Annotated in this window: 22 protein-coding genes; 7 read left to right on the forward strand and 15 right to left on the reverse strand. The window is 62.3% G+C overall.

Annotation, left to right across the window (positions count from 1 at the left end; translation table 11 throughout):
• Nucleotides 1-7: 7 nt before the first annotated feature.
• The 10 genes from flgJ to flgB all read right to left on the reverse strand — a co-directional run bounded on the left by flgJ (nucleotide 8) and on the right by flgB (nucleotide 8,075).
• On the reverse strand, nucleotides 8-1,201 hold the full coding sequence (flgJ, locus tag ACPZMI_RS10020; protein ID WP_186711014.1) for a flagellar assembly peptidoglycan hydrolase FlgJ: 1,194 nt from the start codon (nucleotides 1,199-1,201) through the stop codon (nucleotides 8-10).
• A gap of 11 nt (nucleotides 1,202-1,212) precedes the next feature.
• Nucleotides 1,213-2,322, reverse strand: coding sequence for a flagellar basal body P-ring protein FlgI (locus ACPZMI_RS10025; protein WP_054891996.1), 1,110 nt, complete (start codon nucleotides 2,320-2,322; stop codon nucleotides 1,213-1,215).
• Nucleotides 2,323-2,334: 12 nt separating this feature from the next.
• Nucleotides 2,335-3,030 carry a flagellar basal body L-ring protein FlgH gene (gene flgH / locus ACPZMI_RS10030; RefSeq protein ID WP_054891899.1) on the reverse strand — a complete coding sequence of 232 codons (696 nt, stop codon included), beginning with the start codon at nucleotides 3,028-3,030 and terminating at the stop codon, nucleotides 2,335-2,337.
• Nucleotides 3,031-3,090: 60 nt separating this feature from the next.
• A complete protein-coding gene (gene flgG, locus ACPZMI_RS10035; protein ID WP_063545695.1) occupies nucleotides 3,091-3,876 on the reverse strand; it encodes a flagellar basal-body rod protein FlgG in 786 nt (261 codons plus the stop codon).
• Between the two features lie 48 nt (nucleotides 3,877-3,924).
• The gene (locus ACPZMI_RS10040) at nucleotides 3,925-4,665 is read right to left on the reverse strand and encodes a flagellar basal body rod protein FlgF (RefSeq protein WP_054891901.1); all 741 of its coding nucleotides are present in this window, start codon (nucleotides 4,663-4,665) and stop codon (nucleotides 3,925-3,927) included.
• Nucleotides 4,666-4,874: 209 nt separating this feature from the next.
• Entirely contained in the window at nucleotides 4,875-5,057 is a 183-nt protein-coding gene (locus ACPZMI_RS10045) for a hypothetical protein (protein ID WP_186666449.1), read from the reverse strand.
• A gap of 72 nt (nucleotides 5,058-5,129) precedes the next feature.
• A complete protein-coding gene (flgE, locus tag ACPZMI_RS10050) occupies nucleotides 5,130-6,488 on the reverse strand; it encodes a flagellar hook protein FlgE (protein WP_186711013.1) in 1,359 nt (452 codons plus the stop codon).
• 30 nt (nucleotides 6,489-6,518) lie between these two features.
• Entirely contained in the window at nucleotides 6,519-7,205 is a 687-nt protein-coding gene (gene flgD, locus ACPZMI_RS10055; protein WP_186666453.1) for a flagellar hook assembly protein FlgD, read from the reverse strand.
• A 16-nt stretch (nucleotides 7,206-7,221) separates the two neighbouring features.
• Nucleotides 7,222-7,665 (reverse strand): flagellar basal body rod protein FlgC, encoded by a 444-nt coding sequence (gene flgC / locus ACPZMI_RS10060; RefSeq protein ID WP_054891905.1) that lies wholly within the window; start codon nucleotides 7,663-7,665, stop codon nucleotides 7,222-7,224.
• Nucleotides 7,666-7,667: 2 nt separating this feature from the next.
• Nucleotides 7,668-8,075, reverse strand: coding sequence for a flagellar basal body rod protein FlgB (flgB, locus tag ACPZMI_RS10065; protein ID WP_186666455.1), 408 nt, complete (start codon nucleotides 8,073-8,075; stop codon nucleotides 7,668-7,670).
• A 341-nt stretch (nucleotides 8,076-8,416) separates the two neighbouring features.
• Here flgB and ACPZMI_RS10070 point away from each other — a divergent pair, with 341 nt between their 5' ends.
• Nucleotides 8,417-11,026 (forward strand): autotransporter family protein, encoded by a 2,610-nt coding sequence (locus ACPZMI_RS10070; RefSeq protein WP_426352152.1) that lies wholly within the window; start codon nucleotides 8,417-8,419, stop codon nucleotides 11,024-11,026.
• A 109-nt stretch (nucleotides 11,027-11,135) separates the two neighbouring features.
• Here ACPZMI_RS10070 and cheR read toward each other — a convergent pair whose 3' ends face one another.
• Nucleotides 11,136-11,963 (reverse strand): protein-glutamate O-methyltransferase CheR, encoded by an 828-nt coding sequence (gene cheR / locus ACPZMI_RS10075; protein ID WP_186666457.1) that lies wholly within the window; start codon nucleotides 11,961-11,963, stop codon nucleotides 11,136-11,138.
• 49 nt (nucleotides 11,964-12,012) lie between these two features.
• Nucleotides 12,013-12,942, reverse strand: a complete 930-nt coding sequence (locus ACPZMI_RS10080; protein WP_063545699.1) for a chemotaxis protein CheV — start codon at nucleotides 12,940-12,942, stop codon at nucleotides 12,013-12,015.
• 67 nt (nucleotides 12,943-13,009) lie between these two features.
• On the opposite strand from ACPZMI_RS10080, the gene flgA reads away from it, so the two are divergent.
• The 5 genes from flgA (at nucleotide 13,010) to ACPZMI_RS10105 (ending at nucleotide 16,348) form a co-directional block, all read left to right on the forward strand.
• On the forward strand, nucleotides 13,010-13,762 hold the full coding sequence (gene flgA / locus ACPZMI_RS10085; RefSeq protein ID WP_186666458.1) for a flagellar basal body P-ring formation chaperone FlgA: 753 nt from the start codon (nucleotides 13,010-13,012) through the stop codon (nucleotides 13,760-13,762).
• A gap of 206 nt (nucleotides 13,763-13,968) precedes the next feature.
• Nucleotides 13,969-14,283, forward strand: coding sequence for a flagellar biosynthesis anti-sigma factor FlgM (gene flgM / locus ACPZMI_RS10090; RefSeq protein WP_426352157.1), 315 nt, complete (start codon nucleotides 13,969-13,971; stop codon nucleotides 14,281-14,283).
• Nucleotides 14,284-14,329: 46 nt separating this feature from the next.
• Nucleotides 14,330-14,797, forward strand: a complete 468-nt coding sequence (locus ACPZMI_RS10095; protein WP_054891911.1) for a flagella synthesis protein FlgN — start codon at nucleotides 14,330-14,332, stop codon at nucleotides 14,795-14,797.
• 81 nt (nucleotides 14,798-14,878) lie between these two features.
• On the forward strand, nucleotides 14,879-15,622 hold the full coding sequence (locus ACPZMI_RS10100) for a flagellar brake protein (RefSeq protein WP_186711870.1): 744 nt from the start codon (nucleotides 14,879-14,881) through the stop codon (nucleotides 15,620-15,622).
• Nucleotides 15,623-15,781: 159 nt separating this feature from the next.
• Nucleotides 15,782-16,348, forward strand: coding sequence for a hypothetical protein (locus ACPZMI_RS10105; RefSeq protein WP_186711686.1), 567 nt, complete (start codon nucleotides 15,782-15,784; stop codon nucleotides 16,346-16,348).
• Nucleotides 16,349-16,404: 56 nt separating this feature from the next.
• Here ACPZMI_RS10105 and ACPZMI_RS10110 read toward each other — a convergent pair whose 3' ends face one another.
• The 3 genes from ACPZMI_RS10110 to bkdR all read right to left on the reverse strand — a co-directional run bounded on the left by ACPZMI_RS10110 (nucleotide 16,405) and on the right by bkdR (nucleotide 19,800).
• Nucleotides 16,405-17,742, reverse strand: coding sequence for an MFS transporter (locus ACPZMI_RS10110; RefSeq protein WP_186666461.1), 1,338 nt, complete (start codon nucleotides 17,740-17,742; stop codon nucleotides 16,405-16,407).
• A 126-nt stretch (nucleotides 17,743-17,868) separates the two neighbouring features.
• Nucleotides 17,869-19,110, reverse strand: a complete 1,242-nt coding sequence (locus ACPZMI_RS10115) for a glutamine synthetase family protein (RefSeq protein WP_186666674.1) — start codon at nucleotides 19,108-19,110, stop codon at nucleotides 17,869-17,871.
• A 204-nt stretch (nucleotides 19,111-19,314) separates the two neighbouring features.
• A complete protein-coding gene (gene bkdR, locus ACPZMI_RS10120) occupies nucleotides 19,315-19,800 on the reverse strand; it encodes a Bkd operon transcriptional regulator BkdR (RefSeq protein ID WP_027593063.1) in 486 nt (161 codons plus the stop codon).
• Nucleotides 19,801-19,997: 197 nt separating this feature from the next.
• On the opposite strand from bkdR, the gene ACPZMI_RS10125 reads away from it, so the two are divergent.
• The gene (locus ACPZMI_RS10125; protein WP_426352153.1) at nucleotides 19,998-21,230 is read left to right on the forward strand and encodes a 3-methyl-2-oxobutanoate dehydrogenase (2-methylpropanoyl-transferring) subunit alpha; all 1,233 of its coding nucleotides are present in this window, start codon (nucleotides 19,998-20,000) and stop codon (nucleotides 21,228-21,230) included.

Consider the following 21,230-nt stretch of genomic DNA (forward strand, 5'->3'; position numbering starts at 1 on the left):
GCTGCCCTTAAAGTTGCGTGGTGGTCCCGAGCATTGCGTAGCTCGTGTCCGACTTCATCTGTCTTGCGATCTGCGAGATCTTGCTGGCGTAGTTCGGGTCGGTGGCATACCCGGCCTTCTGCAGCTCTCGCACAAACTGCTCTGGGTTATCGGCAGACTTCACCGCATCTTGATAGCGCGCATTGTTCTGCAGCAGGCTGACCAAGTCGTGGAAGCTGTCCTGGTAGGAGTCGTAGGAACGGAACGCTGCCGTTTCCTTGACGAACTGACCGTTGCGGAACTCGCTGGTGATCGCCCTCGCCTCGCCGCCCTGCCAATTGCCGGTGGCCTTGATGCCGAACAGGTTGTGGCTGCTGCTGCCATCGGTGTTGCGCATGACCGATTTGCCCCATCCGGTTTCGAGGGCAGCCTGGGCGACCAGGTAACGCGGGTCGATACCGATGCGCTTGGCGGCCTGCTCGGCCATCGGCAGCATGGTGGCGACGAACTCGTCGCTGTCGGCGAAGGCTTTCTTCGGCGCCAGCGGCGGCTGGGCCACGGCGCGCCCAAGAATCTGCATGCCATGCCCCGGTGCGGCGAAGGCCTGGGCCGGCTCCCAGTCGCCGGTGGCCACGCCACCGGGGGGAATATCGCCACGACCCGGCAATGCCGAGGTGTTGGTCGCAGCCGGATTGCCGGCCGACGGCACGATGCCGGCGAGCAGGCGGTCGGTGAGCTTGCCCGGCAGCGCCAGACGCCGCGCATTGAGCGCCGCAACGTCGTTGCGGGTGGACGTCGATTCGGCGGCGTGGGCAGGTGCGACCACTTTCGTGCCCCACAACGCCGGGGCATTGCCGTCGATACGCGGGAAGGGGCTGGTGTTCGGGCGCACGGCCTTGTTCTTGGACAACTGGCGCACCAGCACGTCCTGCAGGCCGATACCGCCGCCTTCGCGGGACATGCTCACGGCCAACTGCTGGTCGTACATGTCGCGGTACTGCTTGACCGTCTCGGTGTTCATCGGATCGTCGGCAGCCAGCACATCGCCGGCCTTGCGCGAGGCCTTGAGCATTTCGCCGATGAACAGCGACTCGAACTCCTGGGCCACCTTGCGGATGTTGGCATCGCTGTCGCGATCCCCGTGCTTGAGCGAGCTCAGGCGGTTGAGGTCGGTGTAGGCGCCGCTGTCGGCGGCACTTGAAACAAGGCTCTTCGGATTCATCGCCAGCGTCCTCAGATCACGATCAGGTCGGCCTGCAAGGCGCCGGCCTGTTTCAGGGCTTCGAGGATCGCCATCAGGTCGCCCGGTGCCGCGCCGACCTGGTTCACTGCGCGGACGATTTCATCCAGCGTGGTGCCTGGGCCGAACTTGAACATCGGCTTGGCTTCCTGTTGCGCATTGATCCGCGAACGCGGCACCACGGCGGTCTGGCCATTGGAGAACGGCCCCGGCTGGCTGACGATCGGGTCTTCGGTGATGGTCACGGTCAGGCTGCCGTGGGTGACGGCGGCCGGCGATACCTTGACGTTCTGGCCAATGACGATGGTGCCGGTACGCGAGTTGATGATGACCTTGGCCACGGCCTGGCCAGGATCGATCTCCAGATTCTCGAGGATCGACAGGTAGTCGACCCGCTGGCTCGGGTCCATGGGCGCGGTGACGCGCACCGAACCGCCGTCCAGCGCCTGGGCAACACCCGGGCCGAGCAGTTCGTTGACCTTGTCGACGATGCGCTTGGCGGTGGTGAAATCAGGACGGTTGAGGTTCAGGGTCAGGCTGTTGCCCTGGTTGAAGCCGCTCGGCACCGCTCGCTCGACCGAAGCGCCGCCAGGGATGCGACCGGCAGACGGCACGTTGACGGTGATCTTCGAGCCATCGCGACCTTCGGCATCGAAACCACCGACCACCAGGTTGCCCTGGGCAATGGCGTAGACGTTGCCGTCGATCCCCTTGAGCGGGGTCATCAGCAGGCTGCCGCCACGCAGGCTCTTGGAGTTGCCGATCGAGGACACGGTGATGTCGATCACCTGCCCCGGCTTGGCGAAGGCCGGCAGGTCGGCGTGCACCGACACTGCAGCGACGTTCTTCAACTGCACGTTGCCCGAACCTGGCGGCACCTTGATGCCGAACTGCGACAGCATGTTGTTGAAGGTCTGCAGGGTGAACGGGGTCTGGGTGGTCTGGTCACCCGTCCCGTTGAGCCCCACCACCAGGCCGTAGCCGATCAACTGGTTGGCGCGCACGCCGGAAATGCTGGCGATATCCTTCAGGCGCTCGGCGTGGGCGCCGAACGCGAAGGACAGGAGCAAGGTCGCGGCAATCAACTGCCTGGCGTTGAACATGGTCATCCGTACTCAGAAGGGCCAAAGCGGGCTCATGAAGAAGCGGTCCAGCCACCCGGGCTGGCTGGCATCGGCGAAGGAGCCGGTGCCCGAATAGGTGATGCGCGCGTCGGCCACACGCGTGGACGGCACGGTGTTGTCGGTGGCGATGTCGTCGGCGCGGATCAGGCCGGCGATGCGTACCAGCTCTTCGCCGGTGTTGAGGGTCATCCACTTCTCGCCGCGCACGGCGATGATGCCATTGGGCAGCACATCGGCCACGGTAACGGTGATGGAGCCGGTCAAGGTATTGCCCTGGCTGGCCTGGCTGGCACCTTTGGTGGCGCGTTCACCCTTGTACCCGGCGTTGAGCGACAGGTCGCCACCGCCGAACGGGTTGTTGGTGTTGGGCGTCGTCCCGAACAGCGAGGTCAGGCCGATATTGGCGTTGCTGTCCTTCTGGATCTGGGAACCGGCGTTCTTGCTCGCCGAGGTACGCTCGTTGAGGGTGATGGTGATGATGTCACCAACACGAAACGCCTTGCGATCGCCATACATGTTCTGCTCGAAACCGGCCTGGTAGATCGAACCGTTGTTGGCCGCCGACGGCAAAGGTGTACGCGGCAGTACAGGCGCGTAGTACGGGTCGTTGGGCTTTGCCGTCGGCGCAACGCAACCGGCCAGCAACACAGCCCCTCCCAGGGCGACGACGGACAACAGACGATTCATGACGCTTACCTCACGGTGTAACAGGCGCTGCAACAGCGGCCGGGTAGCTAGAGCCAGGACTTACAGTTGCTGGGTGACGAACGACAACATCTGGTCGGCGGTGGAGATGACCTTGGAGTTCATCTCGTAGGCGCGCTGGGTGGTGATCATGTTCACCAGCTCTTCGACGGTGCTGACGTTGGAGTTTTCCAGGGTCTGCTGCAGAGTGGTGCCGAAACCGTTCAGGCCCGGGGTGCCGACCTGCGGCGCACCGCTGGCGGCGGTCTCGAAGAACAGGTTGTTGCCGATCGCCTGCAGGCCGGCCGGGTTGATGAAGTCTGCGGTCTGGATGTTGCCGATGATCTGCGCAGCAGGGTTGCCGGTGGTGGTGATCGACACGGTGCCGTCCTGGCCGACGGTGAAGGTCTGGGCCTCCGGCGGCACGACGATGGCAGGCTCGAGGGCGAAACCGTTGGCGGTCACGACCTGGCCATCGGAGTTCAGGTGGAAGGTGCCGTCACGGGTGTAGGAGACAGTGCCGTCTGGCTGCAGGACCTGGAAGAAACCACGACCGTTGACCGCGAGATCCAGCGGGTTTTCGGTGGTCTGCAGGCTGCCAGTCTGGAAGTTCTTCTGGGTGCCGACGATGCGCACACCGGTACCGACCTGCAGGCCCGAAGGCAGCTCGCTGTCCTGGGTCGACTGGGCACCAGGCTGACGCTTGGTCTGGTACAGCAGGTCCTGGAACTCGGCACGGTCGCGCTTGAAGCCGGTGGTCGAGACGTTGGCCAGGTTGTTGGAGATGACCGTCAGGTTGGTGTCCTGTGCGGACAGGCCGGTTTTAGCGACCCAGAGAGCCGGAAGCATTTAGTGTTCTCCTCGTGCGCCTGTTTTACGGCACCCGTTCAAAAGTGATTAGCTGATTTGCAAAACCCGAGCCATGGCTTCGTCGCCCTGCTCGGCGGTCTTCATCATCTTGACGTGCAGCTCGAACTGGCGGGACAGGGCCAGCACCGAAGTCATCTCTTCGACGGCATTGACGTTGCTGCCCTCGAGGAAGCCCGACACCACGCGGACATTGACGTCCGCATCGGCCGGCTGGCCGCTGTTGGTATGGATCAGGCCATCGAGGCCTTTGCTGATGCTCTTGATATCGGGGTTGACCAGCTTGATCCGATCGACCTCGGCCATGACGCGCGGGTCTTCACCCATGGCGCGGATGCTGATGGTGCCATCGTCACCGACCTCGACCTTCTGCTCTGGCGGAATGGCGATCGGGCCACCGTTGCCGATCACCGGCATGCCATTGCCGGCACGCAACACGCCGAGGGCGTCGATGTTCAGGCTGCCAGTGCGCACATAGGCTTCGCTGCCATCCGGGGCCTGCACGGCGATGAAACCGTTGCCGCTGACCGCCACGTCCAGCTCGCGACCGGTCTCGATCATCGGGCCTGCGGTAAAGTCGGTGGCAGGCCGCTCGCTCATGGCGAAGGCACGCGCCGGAAAGCTGTCGCCGAACACCGGCATCGAGCGCGCCTGCTCCAGGTCACGCTGAAAACCGGTGGTGGAAACGTTCGCCAGGTTGTTGGCGTGGGCCTTCTGTGCCACCGCGTTCTGGGCGGCGCCGGTCATGGCCACGTAAAGCATCTTGTCCACAGTCATCCTCCACTGCACTGGCGATCGATTGCCGCTCACCGTTGCTATGCAGGCTGTAAAGCAAGTTCCGAACCAACTTTTCCCGAGGCAAGAAAAAGCCCGTGGATACGGGCCTTTGGTGGTTTTCGTCGAGGGTGCAACGTCGGTTATCCGGCGCTGCTTTGCCGCTGGCGGCAAGGGGGTGCCAAAGTTCAGCAGTGGCGGTATTGCTAATCGCGACACCCACCATTGTTGTACGGCCCGGCAAACCGCTTCCAGCCCTCCCCCGGCGACCACTGCGAACACACCAGTCGCCCATCCACCTGGCTTTCCCAGCGCCACCACGGCGCAGTACCGGCCTGAGCCTGGAGCAGGCATGCCGCCGCCAACAGCGCGACAGTCAGTTTCCTCATGATCCCTCCTGCAAAAACGACGAACCCCTTCACGGGAAAGGGGTTCGTCCAGACACGCTCAGCCAGCGACCATCAGGTCATCTGGATGATGGTCTGCATGATGGTGCTTTCGGTGGAGATGGTCTTGGCGTTGGCCTGGTAGTTGCTCTGCGCCTTGATCAGCTCGACCAGCTCCTGGGTCAGGTTGACGTTGGACGCTTCCAGCGAGTTGGACTCGACCGAGCCCAGGGTGCCGGTCTTCGGCGCGTCGATGCCTGGAATACCCGAGGAGAAGGTCTCTTTCCAACGCGTACCGCCGATCTGCTGCAGGCCCTGGTCGTTGGCGAAGCTGGCAATCGCAACCTGGCCGATGGCGCGAGACTGCTGGTTGCTGAAGCTTGCGAACATCACCCCGGTCGAGTCGATCGACAGGCTCGACAGGATGCCGGTGGCATAGCCGTCCTGATTCTGCGACATGCGCGCGGTCTCGGTGTTGTACGAGGTGGTGCTGTTCATGGCCAGGCGCATGCCGTCGGCATTGCCATCCGAACCGTTGGCCGCCCAGTTGCCTGCGGCATCCTTCGCGGCCGGGATCCAGCCCTTGAGGCTGAAGGTGTTGTTGGTCACGCTCCAGTTGGCCGCCGGCACCGTGGTGTTGTCGGTGGTCATGGCCTTGATGCTGCCGTCGGAGTTGAAAGTCATGGTGCCGGTCAGCGGCGTGGTGCTACTCGGGTTGAGCGGGTTGCGACCATCGACCAGGGTGTACATGGTCCACTCGTTGGTGCCGGTCTTGCGGTAGAACTGCTCCATGGTGTGCTCGTTACCCTGGCTGTCGTACACCTTGGTCGGGAAGGACTTGGTGTAGGTCGACTGGTCGGCCGGGTCGAACGGCTTGTTCGGCACCATCACCGGTGGGGTCGCGCCGTCGGACACCTCCAGCGGGATGGTGTCGGCGGAGGAGTTCAGGTTGATGCCCTGGTCGATCAGGGTAGTGGCCTTGGGGGCCAGCGCCGAGGTATCGATCTTCAGGTTGGTGAGGATGCCCTTCTGGATCTTGCCGGTGCTGTCGGCAGCATAGCCTTGCAGGTTCAGGCCGTCGGAGGTCACCACGTTGTTGTCCTTGTCGGTGCGGAAGGCACCGGCACGGGTGTAGGTCAGCGAGCCGTTGTCGGACAGGACGAAGTAGCCCTGGCCCTGGATCCCCATGTCCAGCACGTTGCCAGTGTTGTTCACGTCACCCTGGGTGAACTGCTGCGACACGGCCGCCAGGCGCACACCGTTACCGACCTGGTTCTGGCCCACGCCCAGGCGGTTGGCGCCGGCGTAGACGTCGGCGAACTCGGCACGCGACGACTTGAAACCGGTGGTATTGACGTTGGCGATGTTGTTGCCGGTAACGTCGAGTTGCTTGTTGGCTGCGTAGAGACCGCTAAGGCCGATATTGAAAGACATGCATTGCTCCTTCTGCCGAACAGGCCGGCCTTAGATTCCGATGGTTTGTACTTTGGAGATGCCGACCTTGCCGATACCGGCCAGGTTGAGCATCATCTCGCCGCCAGTGCCACCCACGGTGACACTGGTGACGGTGGCTGGCAGCAGCGTGTACATCTCCTGAGCCTTGCCATCGACGGTGGTAGTCGCGGTAAAGGTGTAGTTGCCTGCAGCGACCTTCTCGCCCTTGTCGTTGGTGCCATCCCAGATGAAGTCGGCAGTGCCCTTCTTCTGTTCGCCCAACTGGATGGTCTTGACGACGTTGCCATCCTTGTCCTTGATCGTGACCTTGCCGCTCTCGATGTTCTGCGGCACCACGACCTGACCATTGAAGCTCTTGGTCGGATCGACCAGCGCCTTGTCGTTCTGCACGATCACCGAGCGGCCGACCAGCGACGATGCCTGCAGCGCCTGGGACGAACCCAGCGAACCGGTAATGGCGTTGACCGACTCGTTGAGGGTCTGGATACCCTCCAGGCTGCTGAACTGCGCAAGCTGGGCAACGAACTCACCGTTGTCCTGCGGATCGAGCGGGTTCTGGTGCTGCATCTGGGTGACCAGCAACTGCAAGAAGGCATCCTTGCCGAGCGCGTTCTTGTCGGTCGGCTCGCTGGCTGGCTTCTTGGTGCCGTTGCTCACACCGGAGTTGGCGAGCACATCATTAACATTGACTGCCATGCTTTGCGCTCCTCAATCACTGACCCAGGGTCAGCACCTTCTGCATCATGGTCTTGGCGGTGTTCATCAGCTCGGCGTTGGTCTGGAACGCACGGCTGGCGGAGATCATGTCAGCCATCTCCTCGACCACGTTGACGTTCGGGTAGTAGACGTAGCCGTCCTTGTTCGCCGCCGGATGATTGGGCTCGTAGCGGGCTTCCAGGTTGCTCTGGTCCTCGATGATCCCCTTGACCTGCACACCCTGGCCGGCCTGGCCCTGGTCGTCGAACAGCGACTGACCGGCGCCGTTCTGGGCCTGTTCGAAGGTGGTGGCGAACACCGGGTGGCGCGCGCGGTAGGTCTGGTCGATGCTCGAGGAGACGGTCTCGGCGTTGGCGATGTTCGAGGCGACGGTGTTAAGGCGCGTGTTCTGCGCGCTCATGCCGCTACCGGCGATGTTGAAGACACTGGCAAGGGACATGGTCACTCTCCACGCAGGGCCGATACCAGCCCTTTGAATTTACTGTTGAGCAAGGTGAAGCTGGCCTGGAAGTCGATCGCGTTCTGCGCATAGTTCGACTGCTCGATCTGTGCATCCACGGTGTTCTGGTCGATCGACGGCTGCATCGGCGTGCGGTACTTGAGGCTGTCGTCGCCCATGGCCAGGCCTTCGGCCTCGATGTGGTGGCCGTTGGTGCGGGTCAGCGAAATACGCCCATTGCTTTGTTTGTCTGCCTCGGCGGCAAGCACCGAGGAGAAGTCCATGTCACGCGCCTTGTAGTTGGGCGTGTCGGCGTTGGCGATGTTGTTGGCCAGCACCTCGGCGCGCTGGGCGCGGAAACCCAGTGCCTTTTCATGGATGCCGAGGGCCTTGTCGAAGCTGATGCTCATGTCGGGGAACCTTCGAAGGTTGACCAGCGTTGCGTTGGCCAAGCTATAGCAAGGCCTGTGCCAACAGCCGCAACCCCAGCAATACCGGGCATCAGCTGCCTCCGCGAACAACGGCAATGCCAGAAAAGCGGCAAAGTGCTTCCGCTTGATGGCGGGCGAGCGGCAATTGCCGAGCGGCAAAAGCGGCAATCCAAAAAATTGACGTCAACAGGGAAGTGTTATTTTGCCATCACTGCGAGTAGCATTCGCGACCGCGCAGAGATGTGGCATGAGGCCACTGGTTACGGTTTCAGGCACAGCATGGATGCGCACTGTCCCTATTGCCTTCCAAGGAAGAAACCGTGTCCCCGCTGACCTACCGCAAGACCCTGCTTGCCCTGGCAATTGCCACCAGCGCCCTGCCCGCCCATGGCCAGACCATCCAACTGACCGATGCCGGCTTCACCTCCAGCCACCAGAGCTACGCGAATGGCCTCGAGTTCGGCGGCAGCTTCACCAATATTTCCCGCAGCGCGATCGTGCTCGACGACGCCAACGTACAGGGCGACCTGACCTTCAACAGCCCGATCAACGACAACGACCGCACCACCGTGGACATGGTCAATCGCAGCGACGCCCTCACCGTGCGCAACAGCCAGGTGACCGGCGACCTGATGAACCAGGCCTTCGTCAGGAGCACCAGCCTCGATGGCAACGCGCTGAAAATCAGCAATACCACCATCGATGGCAACCTGATCAACCAAGGCACGCTCCAGGCCGGCACCGGTATCGGCATCATCAACCGGCGGGAGGCCTACGGCATCAACCTGGCCAGCGCCAACGGCCAGTCGACCTTGATCAAGGGCGACCTGGTCAACGCCCAGAACGCCAAGGTCCGCGCCTATGGCTACAACGCGATCACCCTCAACCTGGCCGGCGCCACCGTGCAGGGCAAGATCGTCAACCGCGGCGCCATCGAAAGCAGCGGCCCCAATGCCATCAGCGTCAACGCCACGTCGCGCGGCGGCGCCACCGGCATGCCAACCCGCCTGGACAGCATCGAAAACTACGGCAATATCGTCGCCAGCGACACGAACAGCCAGGCCATCGCGCTCGATGGCGCAACCCTGACCAGTAGCCTGGGGCGACACATCGACAACCGTGGCTCGATCTACGCCTTGAGCGGCACCGGCATTCGCATCGGCGATGTCGCATTCGACGCCCCCGGCCAGCAACCCTGGTACCGCGACCACGGCGACCTGAACATCTTCAACAGCGGCATCATCATGGCCCAGGTCGCCATCGACGCCAGCCACAGCAATCGGCCGGTCGAGCTCATCCTGCGCGAGGGCAGCCAGATCACCGGCATGCTCGACGGGCTGAGCAACATCGAGGTCGAAGGCAACAGCGAGTTCCAGTCCCACTACCTGCCCCACACCACCCCGGACATCCGCCTCAAGCCCGGTGGCTGGATCGAAGTCGGCAACCTGGGTGACGACACCCGTGCGACCCTGTCACTGACCGCTGCCCGCACCGCGATCGACGGCAACCTGTCGATCGCCGGCAACTCGGCACTGGGCCTGGAATTGTCCAGCGAAACCGACCCGAGCGTGGCGGTACTCAAGGTCAGCGGCACCAGCAAGTTCGAACAAGGCTCGCGCATCGCCCTGCACGCCGACGAAGAGGACTTCCAGCCGTCCGGATCGCGCTACCTGCTGGTCGAGGCCGGCCAGGTACAGCTGGTGGACACCGCCGGCCACAACCTTGACCCCAACGGCATCCAGGTCACCAGTACCTCGGCACTGCTGCGCGTGCAGAGCAGCGCGGTGGAAGACAACAAAGTCTACGCACAGGTCACGACCAAACCGGTGGAAGAAGTCACCGAGATCGTCAAGGAAAGCGGCGGCAACGACAATGCCCAGGGTGCCATCGGCAACGCGATCGGTAACGGCCTGCTGGCTCAGTTGCCCAAAGGCGACCCGCTGCTGGCCTACGCCGCCAACGCCGACCAGGCCCAGGTCGCCAGACTGGCTCGCCAGCTGACCCCGGAGGTCAACGGCGGCGCGCGCCAGGCAGCCACCGGAGCCCAGCGCATGATCGGCAACGCCATCAGCAGCCGCGCCAGCAACCTGCGTGGCGCCTCTTCGGGAGAAGGCTTCAGCCAGGCCGGCGTATGGGTTCAATCGCTGTACAGCGACGCCACCCAGAGCACCCGTGACGGCGTGGCAGGTTACAACGCCTACAGTCGCGGCATTGCCGTCGGTGCCGATGGCAAGCTCAACGACCAGCTCACCCTGGGCCTGGCGTACAGCTTCCTGGACACTGACGTCAACGGCAGCAGTGGCAACAAGACGTCGGTCGAGAGCCATGCCTTCACCCTGTACAGCGCCTATACGCTGGGCAACTACTTCGTCGACGCCAGCCTGACCTATGGCCGGGGCGACAACCAAGGCAAGCGTGAGATCGCCGACACCCGGGCCAAGGCCGACTACGATAGCAACCAGTTGGCCGCGAACCTGGTGGGTGGCTACACCTGGCACATCAACCCGCAATTGCTGGTCGAACCACGCGTGGCCGCTCGCTACAGCCGTGTCGACATCGATGGCTACCGCGAGAAAGGCTCGTCCGCCGCACTCAAGGTCGAAGATGAGCGCTACGAAGCCCTCGAGCTGGGTGCAGGTGTGCGAGTGGCGGGCAGCTATGCCGTTGGTGTCGGGACCCTGGAGCCGCAATTCAAGCTGATGGGCTACCACGACTTCGCCGCCGACCAGACCAACAGCACCTCGACCTTCCTGCTCGGCAACACGCCATTCGTGACCCGCGGCGCAAGTGCGGTGCGCAACAGCTACGAAGCAGGTGTCGGTGCCGACTACAAGCTGGGTGCAGTGACCCTCGGGGTCAATTATGACTACGTGGGCAAGTCGGGCTTCAATGCCGACGTATTCTCGGCGAAGGTGCGGTACGACTTCTGACCGCGACCTCGATCGATCCTGACCTTGCCGCCTGAACACGCTGGCAAGGTCCGGTGTTCGCAGGCGCGAAAACGAGAAGGCCGGTATCTCTCGATACCGGCCTTTACATTCACTTGGCCTGATAGATGATCCCTGGACTGCACTGAACCATCTGGTAATGATCCGGCAAGCCATTGAGCGCCTCCGAAGCCCCCAGGAACAGATATCCCCCTGGCTTGAGCGTTGCATGGATACGCATGAGGATGTCTTTCTTCACCTGCGCGGAGAAGTAGATCAACACATTGCGGCAGAACACGATGTCGAACTTGCCCAGCGCCGCATAGCTGTCGAGCAGGTTGAACGAGCGGAACTCCACCCGACTGCGAATTGCCGGCTTAACCGCCCACCGCCCCGGCCCTTTCGGGTCGAAGTAGCGCTGCAGGCGCTCCTGCGACAAGCCGCGGGCAATCGCCAGGCTATCGTACTCACCCGTCTTGCAGTTATTGAGCATGGCACCGGAAAGATCGGTGGCGACGATCTGCGCCCCCATCTTCAACTGGCCCAGGTTGCTGCGCTCGAACTCATCGATAGCCATCGAGATCGAATACGGCTCCTGCCCCGACGAGCAGGCCGCCGACCACATGCGCAGGCGCTGGCCAGGGTTGGCGCGGATGAACTCGGGAATCACCTTGTTCTTCAGCACTTCGAACGGATAGGTGTCGCGAAACCACAAGGTCTCGTTGGTGGTCATGGCGTCGACCACCTGCTCGCGCAGGCCACTGCGGGGCTGGGTCTGGATGCGCTGGACCAGCTCACCCAGGCTCTTGATGCCCTGCTGCTCCATCAGCTTGTTGAGACGGCTGGACACCAGATACTGCTTATTTTCGCCCAGCAGGATGCCACAGGCTTTCTCCAGGAAGACCCGGAACTGTTCGAAATCCAAATTACCCGTAGACAATGCTGCCGCCTCTTTTCAATCACTTGCGCCGGGGCTCGCCCCGGCCGTTTCAATGCGTTGCCTTGATCCGATCGACCACGCGCTGGGCCAGGTCGTCCGGCTTGAACTTGGCCAGGAAGTCGTCAGCGCCGACCTTCTTGACCATCGCCTGGTTGAACACGCCCGACAGCGAAGTATGCAGGACGATGTGCAATTTTTGCATGCGCGGATCGTTACGAATCTCGGCGGTGAGGGTATAGCCGTCCATTTCCGGCATTTCAATGTCGGAGATCATCATCAGGAACTCTTCTTCCGGCCGCTTGCCCTCATCCACCAGCTTGCGCAGGTAGTCCAGCGCCTGGCGGCCGTCGTTGAGCGCCACCACCTCCACGCCCACGGTCTGCAGGCAACGGCTGACCTGCTTGCGCGCCACCGACGAATCGTCGACGGTCAGCACCCGCAGCAACACGGCCTTGTCCTGCACCTCGGCATCGACCACGCCAGCGGAGACCGACTCCGAGGACGGCGCCACTTCGGCAAGCACCTTCTCGACGTCGACGATCTCGACCATGCGGTTGTCTACCCGGGTAACCGCCGTCAGGTAGTGATCGCGCCCGGTACCCTTGGGAGGTGGATGGATCTCTTCCCAGTTCATGTTGACGATGCGCTCGACCGAGTGCACCAGGAAACCCTGGGTCTTGGTGTTGTACTCGGTAATGATCACGAAACTGTTACGGGTCTCTTCTTTCAGGCCCGGTAGCCCCGTCGCCATCGACAGGTCGAGGATGGGGATGGTTGCCCCACGAATGTTCGCTACACCGCGCACCACCGGATGGGACTTGGGCAACAGGGTCAGCTCCGGGCACTGCAGCACCTCACGGACCTTGAACACATTGATGCCATAGAGTTGATCGCCATTGAGACGGAACAACAGCAGCTCGAGGCGATTCTGTCCAACCAGTTGCGTGCGCTGGTTGACCGAATCCATAACGCCAGCCATGCCAGACTCCTTCTATTTTTCTGCTCGCTTGCCAACAAGTCGGCACGGGCTTTGCTTTTTTGAGCGTATGTACACGAAAACGACATTTTTCCGACGACTGACGCGCCTGCTGGCCATCCCCCTGGCCATTGCATGCCTGCTCGCATCCGGCGCTCGCACGCTGGCGGATTCGTTTACCTTGCCTGAACAGCTTATCGGTGTCACCCAAGGGTTTCTTGAATTCACCGTCGAAGACTACATGACGCGCACCCAGACCGTGGGACGTTATGACATCCAGGTCAACAATCTCGACCCACGCCTGCGCATGCCGGTGTGCAGCCAGCAACTGGACGCCTCGCTGGAAAGCCCGGCACAGCCGCTTGGGCGGGTGACGGTGCGGGTACGTTGCGACGGCACCTCGCCCTGGACGGTATTCGTGCCGGCACAGGTGAAGCTGTTCCGCGACGTTGTGGTCATGACCCGCCCACTCAAGCGCGAAAGCGTGATCACTGAAGGTGACGTGGCCCTGCGCGAGCGTGACGTCAGCACCCTGGGCCAGGGCTTTCTGAGCGAACTCGACCAGGCCGTGGGCATGAAACTGCTGCGCCCGACCATCCTCGACCAGGTCCTGACGTTGCAGCAACTGGAACAAGCGGACGTGATTCGCAAGGGCGATCACGTGGTGATCACCGCCCGCAGTGGCGGCCTGAGCGTACGCATGCCAGGCGAAGCCCTGAGCAAGGGCGGCCTGACCGAACAGATCCGCGTGCGCAATCTCAACTCCCAGCGCGTGGTCAAGGCCACGGTGGTCGGGCCGGGCCAGGTCGAAGTGGCGATGTAGGAAGGATGTAAAAGGCACCGGCGGTTCATCGCCGACGAAATAATGCAGGACCCCGGGACTGGCGGCGAGGAACCGCTTTTCCTAAACTGTGTCAGAAATCGGGATATGCGGGTTTGCTGACGGACGGCAGAACATTTGTGCCTAAAGTTTGTTTCGGGTTGGCCGAAACAAAGGCAAGCGTCCTATTCACCCAGAGGTTTCTGATCATGGTCATCGACTTCAGTCGTTTGAATAACTCTCCGTCCATCACGGGCGGTGTTCGCGGCAATGCCGCATCGGGCAACACCGAAAAAACCGGTGGTGCCAGCGATGCAGGCAAGCCTGCCAGCGTCAGCGGAGAGGCGGTACACCTCAGTCAAGAGGCCCAGCAGTTGCAGAAGATCAGCGACAAGCTGCGCGATCAACCGACAGTCGACAGCGCCCGCGTGGCCCAGTTGAAGCAGGCGATCGCCGACGGCAGCTACCAGGTCGATGCCGGCCGGATCGCCAGCAAACTGCTTGATTTCGAAGCTCAGCGCTAACCTTACGGTGCGCTGACTTCCAGGACGCCAGAGCCAAGAGCCAGCCATGCACGACACCACACTGCTGCAACTGATCGAAGACGACATCGCGCCGACCCAGGAACTGCTCGACCTCCTCCAGAAGGAAACGGTCGCCCTGCACGGTCGGGACATGCAGGTGCTGGAGACCATCCTCGCCCGCAAGCAATCGCTGATCGTCTTGCTCGAGCAGCAGGGCATGCGGCGCAATCACCTGCTCAACGGGCTCGGCCTCAGCGCCGACCGGGCAGGTGTGCAGGCCGTTGCTGCGCAATCGCCAAACGGCGAGATCATCCTGCAGCAACTCGATGTGCTGACCCAGTTGATGGATACCTGCCAGAAGGTCAACGAGACCAATGGCCGGGTTATCCAGGTGCAGCAGCACGCCACGGCCAACCAGATCAGAATCCTCAACGGCGGCGACTCCCCGTCGCTGTACGACAGCCGTGGTACCACCTCCCCCATGGACAAGCCCCGGGCGATCAGCCAGGTGTGATTATTCCTATTCAAGGCACGGAACATACTGGCAAAATGCCGTTACTTGCGTGTGTCGTTTTTGCCTGGAGATTGATTACCCGTGTTCAATGAGTCCGATGCTCCTCAGCCACCAAAAGTGCTGACCACTCCTCTGGAGATTTCGGCGAACCTGCGCCAGCTGATGGAAAGCCACGATCCGCTGATCATCAGCTTCCATGAACGCAGCCAGCGCTTCCAGAGTTACGTGGTACAGGTGGACCGGGACGCCAACGTTCTGGCACTGGACGAAATGATCCCGCGTGACGGCGAGAAGTTCATCGAGAACGGCGAACCCTTCCGCGTCGAAGGTTTCCACGATGGCGTACGCATTGCCTGGGAGTGCAACACTGCGCTGGCCATCGGCGAAGTCGATGGCCACCGCTGCTACCGCGGCACTCTGCCCACCGAAATGACCTACCATCAGCGTCGCAACGCCTTCCGCGCTGCGCTGAAACTGTCGCAACTGGTCGACATCATCCTCGACGGCACCCACCTCAAGGGCAACGGCGCGCTGCGCGGCAAGCTGCTGGACGTGTCCGCCACGGGCTGCAAGCTGCGCTTCGATGGCAATGTCGAAGAGCGCCTGCAACTGGGCCAGGTGTATGAGCGCTTCAAGGCCGCAAACCCGCTGGGCCTGAGCGACGTGATGGTGGAGCTGCGTCACCTGCACTTCGAAGAGCGCATCAATACCACCTTCGCCGGCGTGCGTTTCCACAACCTCAACGGCCAGAACCAGCGCAAGATCGAGAGTTTCGTGTACCAGCTGCAGCGTGAAGCGCGGCGGTTCGATAAAGACGACTACTGATCGCCCCTTGAAAGACATCGACGCCACCCCTCGGGTGGCGTTTTCGATTCAGGCGGTCGGTACATTCGCTGAAAATTTTCCTCATGCTCCTTACGCCTTGAACCCACTACGGTGACGGCTATCGCCCCAACAACCCGGGCGCTCAACAGGAGCATCGCCATGATTCACCGCAACTTCACAGCCGAGCTGCATTGCAGGCATGGCCAGGTCGGGACCTCCCGCTGGCTGTCACCGTCCAAGCCGGACGGTGAAACAGAACGGGAGGGATGGCTGCTGACCGAAGCGGCCTATCAACACCCGCTCAGTACCTTCGTGCCACTCACGTTTCATTTCGAGTACCTGAAAGAAAAACAGACCGCCACCCGATCTCATTATCGGATCAGTTGCCTGAATAACTTTACAGTCAGCAGCTTCGAATATGCCGGCGCCAGAATGGAACAGAACTATAAGGGATGGCTCGGCCTGTATGGCACCGGCTTGTTGGGCAAAGCGATCGACAGCATCACCAGGCCCCTGCTCGGCCCTGGCGAAAGCTTGTGGAAGATCGAAACGCTCACAAATTGGGATGGCAATCCGAACAGCGCGCCGAACATTCCGTTCTACCTGCGTGACGCCCTGGGGCACAGGGTTTCCCAACTGAAGATCTGGGATGGCGCCTACCTCAATGCCGGAGAGTTGAACGGCGAGATTCTCGAGTTTCGACTGCAAAACATTCAGGACGCCTGAGCCATCAAAAAATGAACGATCCCGACCAGGAAGCCTGGCTCCTGGTCGGGCATCACTCAATTCGCCTTGTCGGTTTCCGGCTCGACCTGACTGCCCTGGACCTGCCCTGGCTCATCTTCGGTATCCTCCGCCGCCACCGGCGCCTGCATCACGTCCTGCACGGTCTGCTCATCGACCCGTGGATCGAGCGCCGCAGACAACGGCGAACCTGCCGCAGGCATCGCCACGTGGCCCAGCGGTGCATCCTGAACCTGGTGCAGCCCGGTGACCGCCTTCGGTCGAATACGCCACACCAGCACCAGGGCAAAGAAGGTGAAGAAGGCATAGAGCATCTGTGCGCCCAACGCCTTCATCAGCACGCCCGCCACCAGCGGACCGATGCTCGCACCCACGCCATAGGTGACCAGCAGCATCGCCGTCAACGATACCCGCCGCTCACTTTCCACATGGTCATTGGAGAACGCCACGGCCAATGGATAGAGGCAGAACTGCAACAACGAAACGATGAAGCCAGCCGCGAACAGCAACTCCAGCGGCACACTGGGCAGCAGCGCCAACGGCAGCGACACCACCGCCAGGCCGATCGACACGCTGCGGATCAGCACCGCTCGATCATAGCGATCCGACAGCCAGCCCAGGGGCCACTGCACTAACAGCCCGGCGAAAATACAACAGCCCATGAACAGACCGACCTGCTCGGTGCTCAGCCCCTGGCGCGCCGCATACAGGGGGGCCAGACCATAGAAGGAACCGACGATCAGTCCCGCGCCAAGCACGGTACTCAGCGACTGCGGCACCCGCTTGATGAAGAATTTCGGCTCCATCGGCGCCGGCCGCAGCGGTGCCGGGTGAATGCGCCGAGTCATCGCCACCGGCACCAGGCACAGGGCAAAGCACATGGCGACCAGCATCAGCAGCTCAGGCCCCAGTGCCGGATGCACCACCAGGATCAACTGACCCAGCACCAACCCAAGATAGGACGCGATCATGTAGCCGCTGAATACCGCACCGCGCTGCTTGGCGTCGGCCTGCTCGTTGAGCCAGCTCTCGATGACCATGTACTGGCACATCATGCCCAGGCCGACGATCATGCGCAGGCCGATCCAGGCCGGTACGTAATCGGTCAGCCCATGCCCCAGCACCGCCGCACCGACGATGCCGGCGCAGGTGGCATACGCACGAATGTGCCCGACCCGAGCGATCAATCGGTGACCGACCTTGCCGCCTACGGCCAGACCGAAATAGTTGGCTGCCATCAGCGCACCGACCCACAGGCTGTCGACATGGTCGGCAGCCAGGCGCAACGCCAGGTAGGTACTCAACAGGCCTGAGCCGATCAGCATCATCAGGGCGGCGAAGTACAACGAGCGAAATGACTTCCAGATCTGGCGCATGCGTCCCCGCGGGCTCCTTGGGCAGGTGTGGTGCTGCTGGCAAGCATAAGGGCAATTTCCCGGACGCGGGCCCCTGGCAATGAAAAAAAGCCAGGAGCGGCGCGCCGGGCAAAGCTTCTGTCGCGATCAGGCCTGCGCGGCCAGCACCCTACGCTCCCACGGCGTGATCTCATCGAAGAAATCCGTCAATTCCAGGGTCTTGGTGGCGACGTATCCTTCGATGAACTCCTCGCCAAACAGTTCCCGCGCCAACGTGCTGCGACGCAGGCGCTCGATGCCCGCGTGCAGCGTGCACGGCAGGCTCAGGTGCTCGGGCACCACGAACTCGCCCTGGATCGCCGCAGTGGGCTGCAGCTTGCGCTCGATGCCATGCAGCCCGGCCGCAAGGCTTGCGGCAATCGCCAGGTAGGGGTTGGTGTCGGCGCCCGGCAGACGATTTTCCACACGCCGCGCTACCGGTGAACTGGCCGGGATGCGCAGGCCAGCCGCGCGATTGTCCTCTGACCAGCAAGCATTGTTCGGCGAGGCGTAAGGGTGGCACAGACGCTGGTAGGAGTTGACGTTGGGCGCGAACAGCGCGGTGAAGTCGGCCATGCACGCCTGCAAGCCGCCGATGAAGTGATGGAAGGTGTCGGTTGCCCTGCCCTGCTCGTCACTGAACACGTTACGACCGGTGCCGATCTCCACCAGGCTCTGGTGGATGTGCATCGAGCTGCCGGGGGTATGCGCCAGCGGCTTGGCCATGCACACCACGGTCAAGCCGTGTTTGAGTGCAACTTCCTTGAGCAGATGCTTGAACAGGAAGGTCTGGTCGGCCAGCAGCAGCGGATCACCGTGCAACAGGTTGATCTCGAACTGGCTGACGCCCATCTCGTGCATGAACGTGTCGCGCGGCAAGCCCAGTGCTGCCATGCACCGGTAGACCTCGCTGAAGAAAGGCCGCAGGCCATTGTTGGAACTGACGCTGAAGGCCGAGTGGCCCAGCTCGCGGCGCCCGTCCCTGCCCAGCGGTGGCTGGAACGGTTGGCCCGGATCACTGTTCGGGGCGAAGACGAAGAACTCCAGTTCGGTGGCCACCACCGGCGCAAGCCCCAGCGCCGCATAACGAGCGATCACCGCCTTGAGCAGACCACGGGTGGAGAGCCCCGAGGGCGTGCCATCGAGCTCGACCGCATCGCAGATCGCCAAGGCCCGTGGGCTGTCGCTCCACGGCAGGACATGAGTTTGCGCAGGATCAGCGACCAGTGCCAGGTCGCCGTCATCACTGCCATAGAACCTTGCCGGCGGATAGCCGCCCATGATGCATTGCAGCAGCACCCCACGCGCCATCTGCAGGCGCCGGCCTTCGAGGAAGCCCTCGGCGGTCATCACCTTGCCGCGTGGGACGCCGTTGAGGTCAGGGGTGACGCATTCGATTTCGTCGATGCCGGTCAGGCGCTCGGTCGTCATGACGCTGGTCCTTGTTGTTGTAGGCATGCCGCAAAGGGCGACAGCCACAACATAGGCCGGGGGTGTTTAAAATATCAAGCACCCTGTCGGGCGGTGGCGACGCGATAGGGCCTGAACTGACAACTACTCGCGCAAGGTCATGCCATTGGCCGGTAACGGCAACGCGGTCTTGTAGCGCACCTGCTTCAGCGCAAAACTGGAGCGGATATTCGCCACCCCCGGCAGCCGCGTCAGGTAATCGAGAAACCGCTCCAACGCCTGGATGCTCGGCAACAGCACGCGCAGCAGGTAATCCGGATCGCCTGTCATCAGGTAGCACTCCATCACCTCGGGCCGCTCGGCGATCTCCTCCTCGAAGCGATGCAACGACTGCTCCACCTGCTTCTCCAGGCTGACATGGATGAACACGTTGACATCCAGGCCCAGCGCTTCGGGCGACAGCAAGGTCACTTGCTGGCGGATCACCCCTAGTTCCTCCATCGCCTTGACCCGGTTGAAACAGGGGGTCGGCGAGAGGTTCACCGAACGCGCAAGCTCCGCGTTGGTGATCCGGGCGTTCTCCTGGAGGCTGTTGAGAATACCGATATCCGTACGATCAAGTTTACGCATGAGGCAAATTCACCTGATTCTTGTGTTTATTCAGAATGTTTATCTGCGCTGCGCGATAAAGGCAATGAACTTGAGAGAAAAATTCTCCGGCCCAGCCTCTAAGATGTAAATGACGCTGACCTACCAGTCACAAGCCGGTAGTCAGCGGCGGCCGCTTCAGAGCTCACAAAAACAACATTCGAGCGAGCGTAAAAAGCATGAACGAGTACGCCCCCCTGCGTTTGCATGTGCCCGAGCCCACAGGCCGGCCAGGCTGCCAGACCGATTTCTCCTACCTGCGTCTGAACGACGCCGGTCAAGTCCGTAAGCCACCTATCGACGTAGAGCCCGCCGACACTGCGGACCTCTCCTATAGCCTCGTGCGTGTGCTCGACGAGCACGGCAATGCTGTCGGCCCCTGGGCCGAGGGCATCGACCCGCAGGTGCTGCGCCAAGGCATGCACGCCATGCTCAAGACGCGCATCTTCGACAGCCGCATGGTGGTCGCCCAACGCCAGAAGAAGATGTCCTTCTACATGCAGAGCCTGGGCGAGGAAGCCATTGGCAGTGGTCAGGCATTGGCCCTGAACCGCACCGACATGTGCTTCCCCACCTACCGCCAGCAGAGCATCCTGATGGCCCGCGACGTGTCGCTGGTGGAGATGATCTGCCAGCTGCTGTCCAACACCCGCGACCCGCTCAAGGGCCGTCAGCTGCCGATCATGTACTCGGTGCGCGAGGCGGGCTTCTTCACCATCAGCGGCAACCTGGCGACCCAGTTCGTGCAGGCGGTCGGCTGGGCCATGGCGTCGGCGATCAAGGGTGATACCAAGATCGCCTCGGCCTGGATCGGTGACGGCGCCACTGCCGAGTCCGACTTCCACACTGCCCTGACCTTTGCCCACGTCTACCGCGCCCCGGTGATCCTCAACGTGGTCAACAACCAGTGGGCAATTTCCACCTTCCAGGCCATCGCCGGTGGTGAGTCGACCACCTTCGCCGGCCGTGGCGTGGGCTGCGGCATCGCCTCGCTGCGGGTCGACGGCAACGACTTCGTCGCCGTGTACGCCGCTTCGCGCTGGGCCGCCGAACGTGCGCGCCGTGGCCAGGGCCCGACACTGATCGAATGGGTCACCTACCGTGCCGGCCCGCACTCCACCTCGGACGATCCGTCCAAATACCGCCCGGCCGACGACTGGAGCCACTTCCCGCTGGGCGACCCGATCCTTCGTCTCAAGCAGCACCTGATCAAGGCCGGCCACTGGTCCGAAGAAGAGCACCAGGCCGTCAGTGCCGAGCTCGAGGCCGAGGTGATCAAGGCACAGAAGGATGCCGAACAGTTCGGCACCCTCGCCAATGGCCATATCCCCAGCGCCGCCTCGATGTTCGAGGACGTGTACAAGGAAATGCCCGATCACCTGCGCCGTCAACGCCAGGAACTGGGGGTTTGA

The organism is Pseudomonas wayambapalatensis (assembly GCF_049942315.1).
GTDB classification, from domain to species: Bacteria; Pseudomonadota; Gammaproteobacteria; order Pseudomonadales; family Pseudomonadaceae; genus Aquipseudomonas; species Aquipseudomonas wayambapalatensis.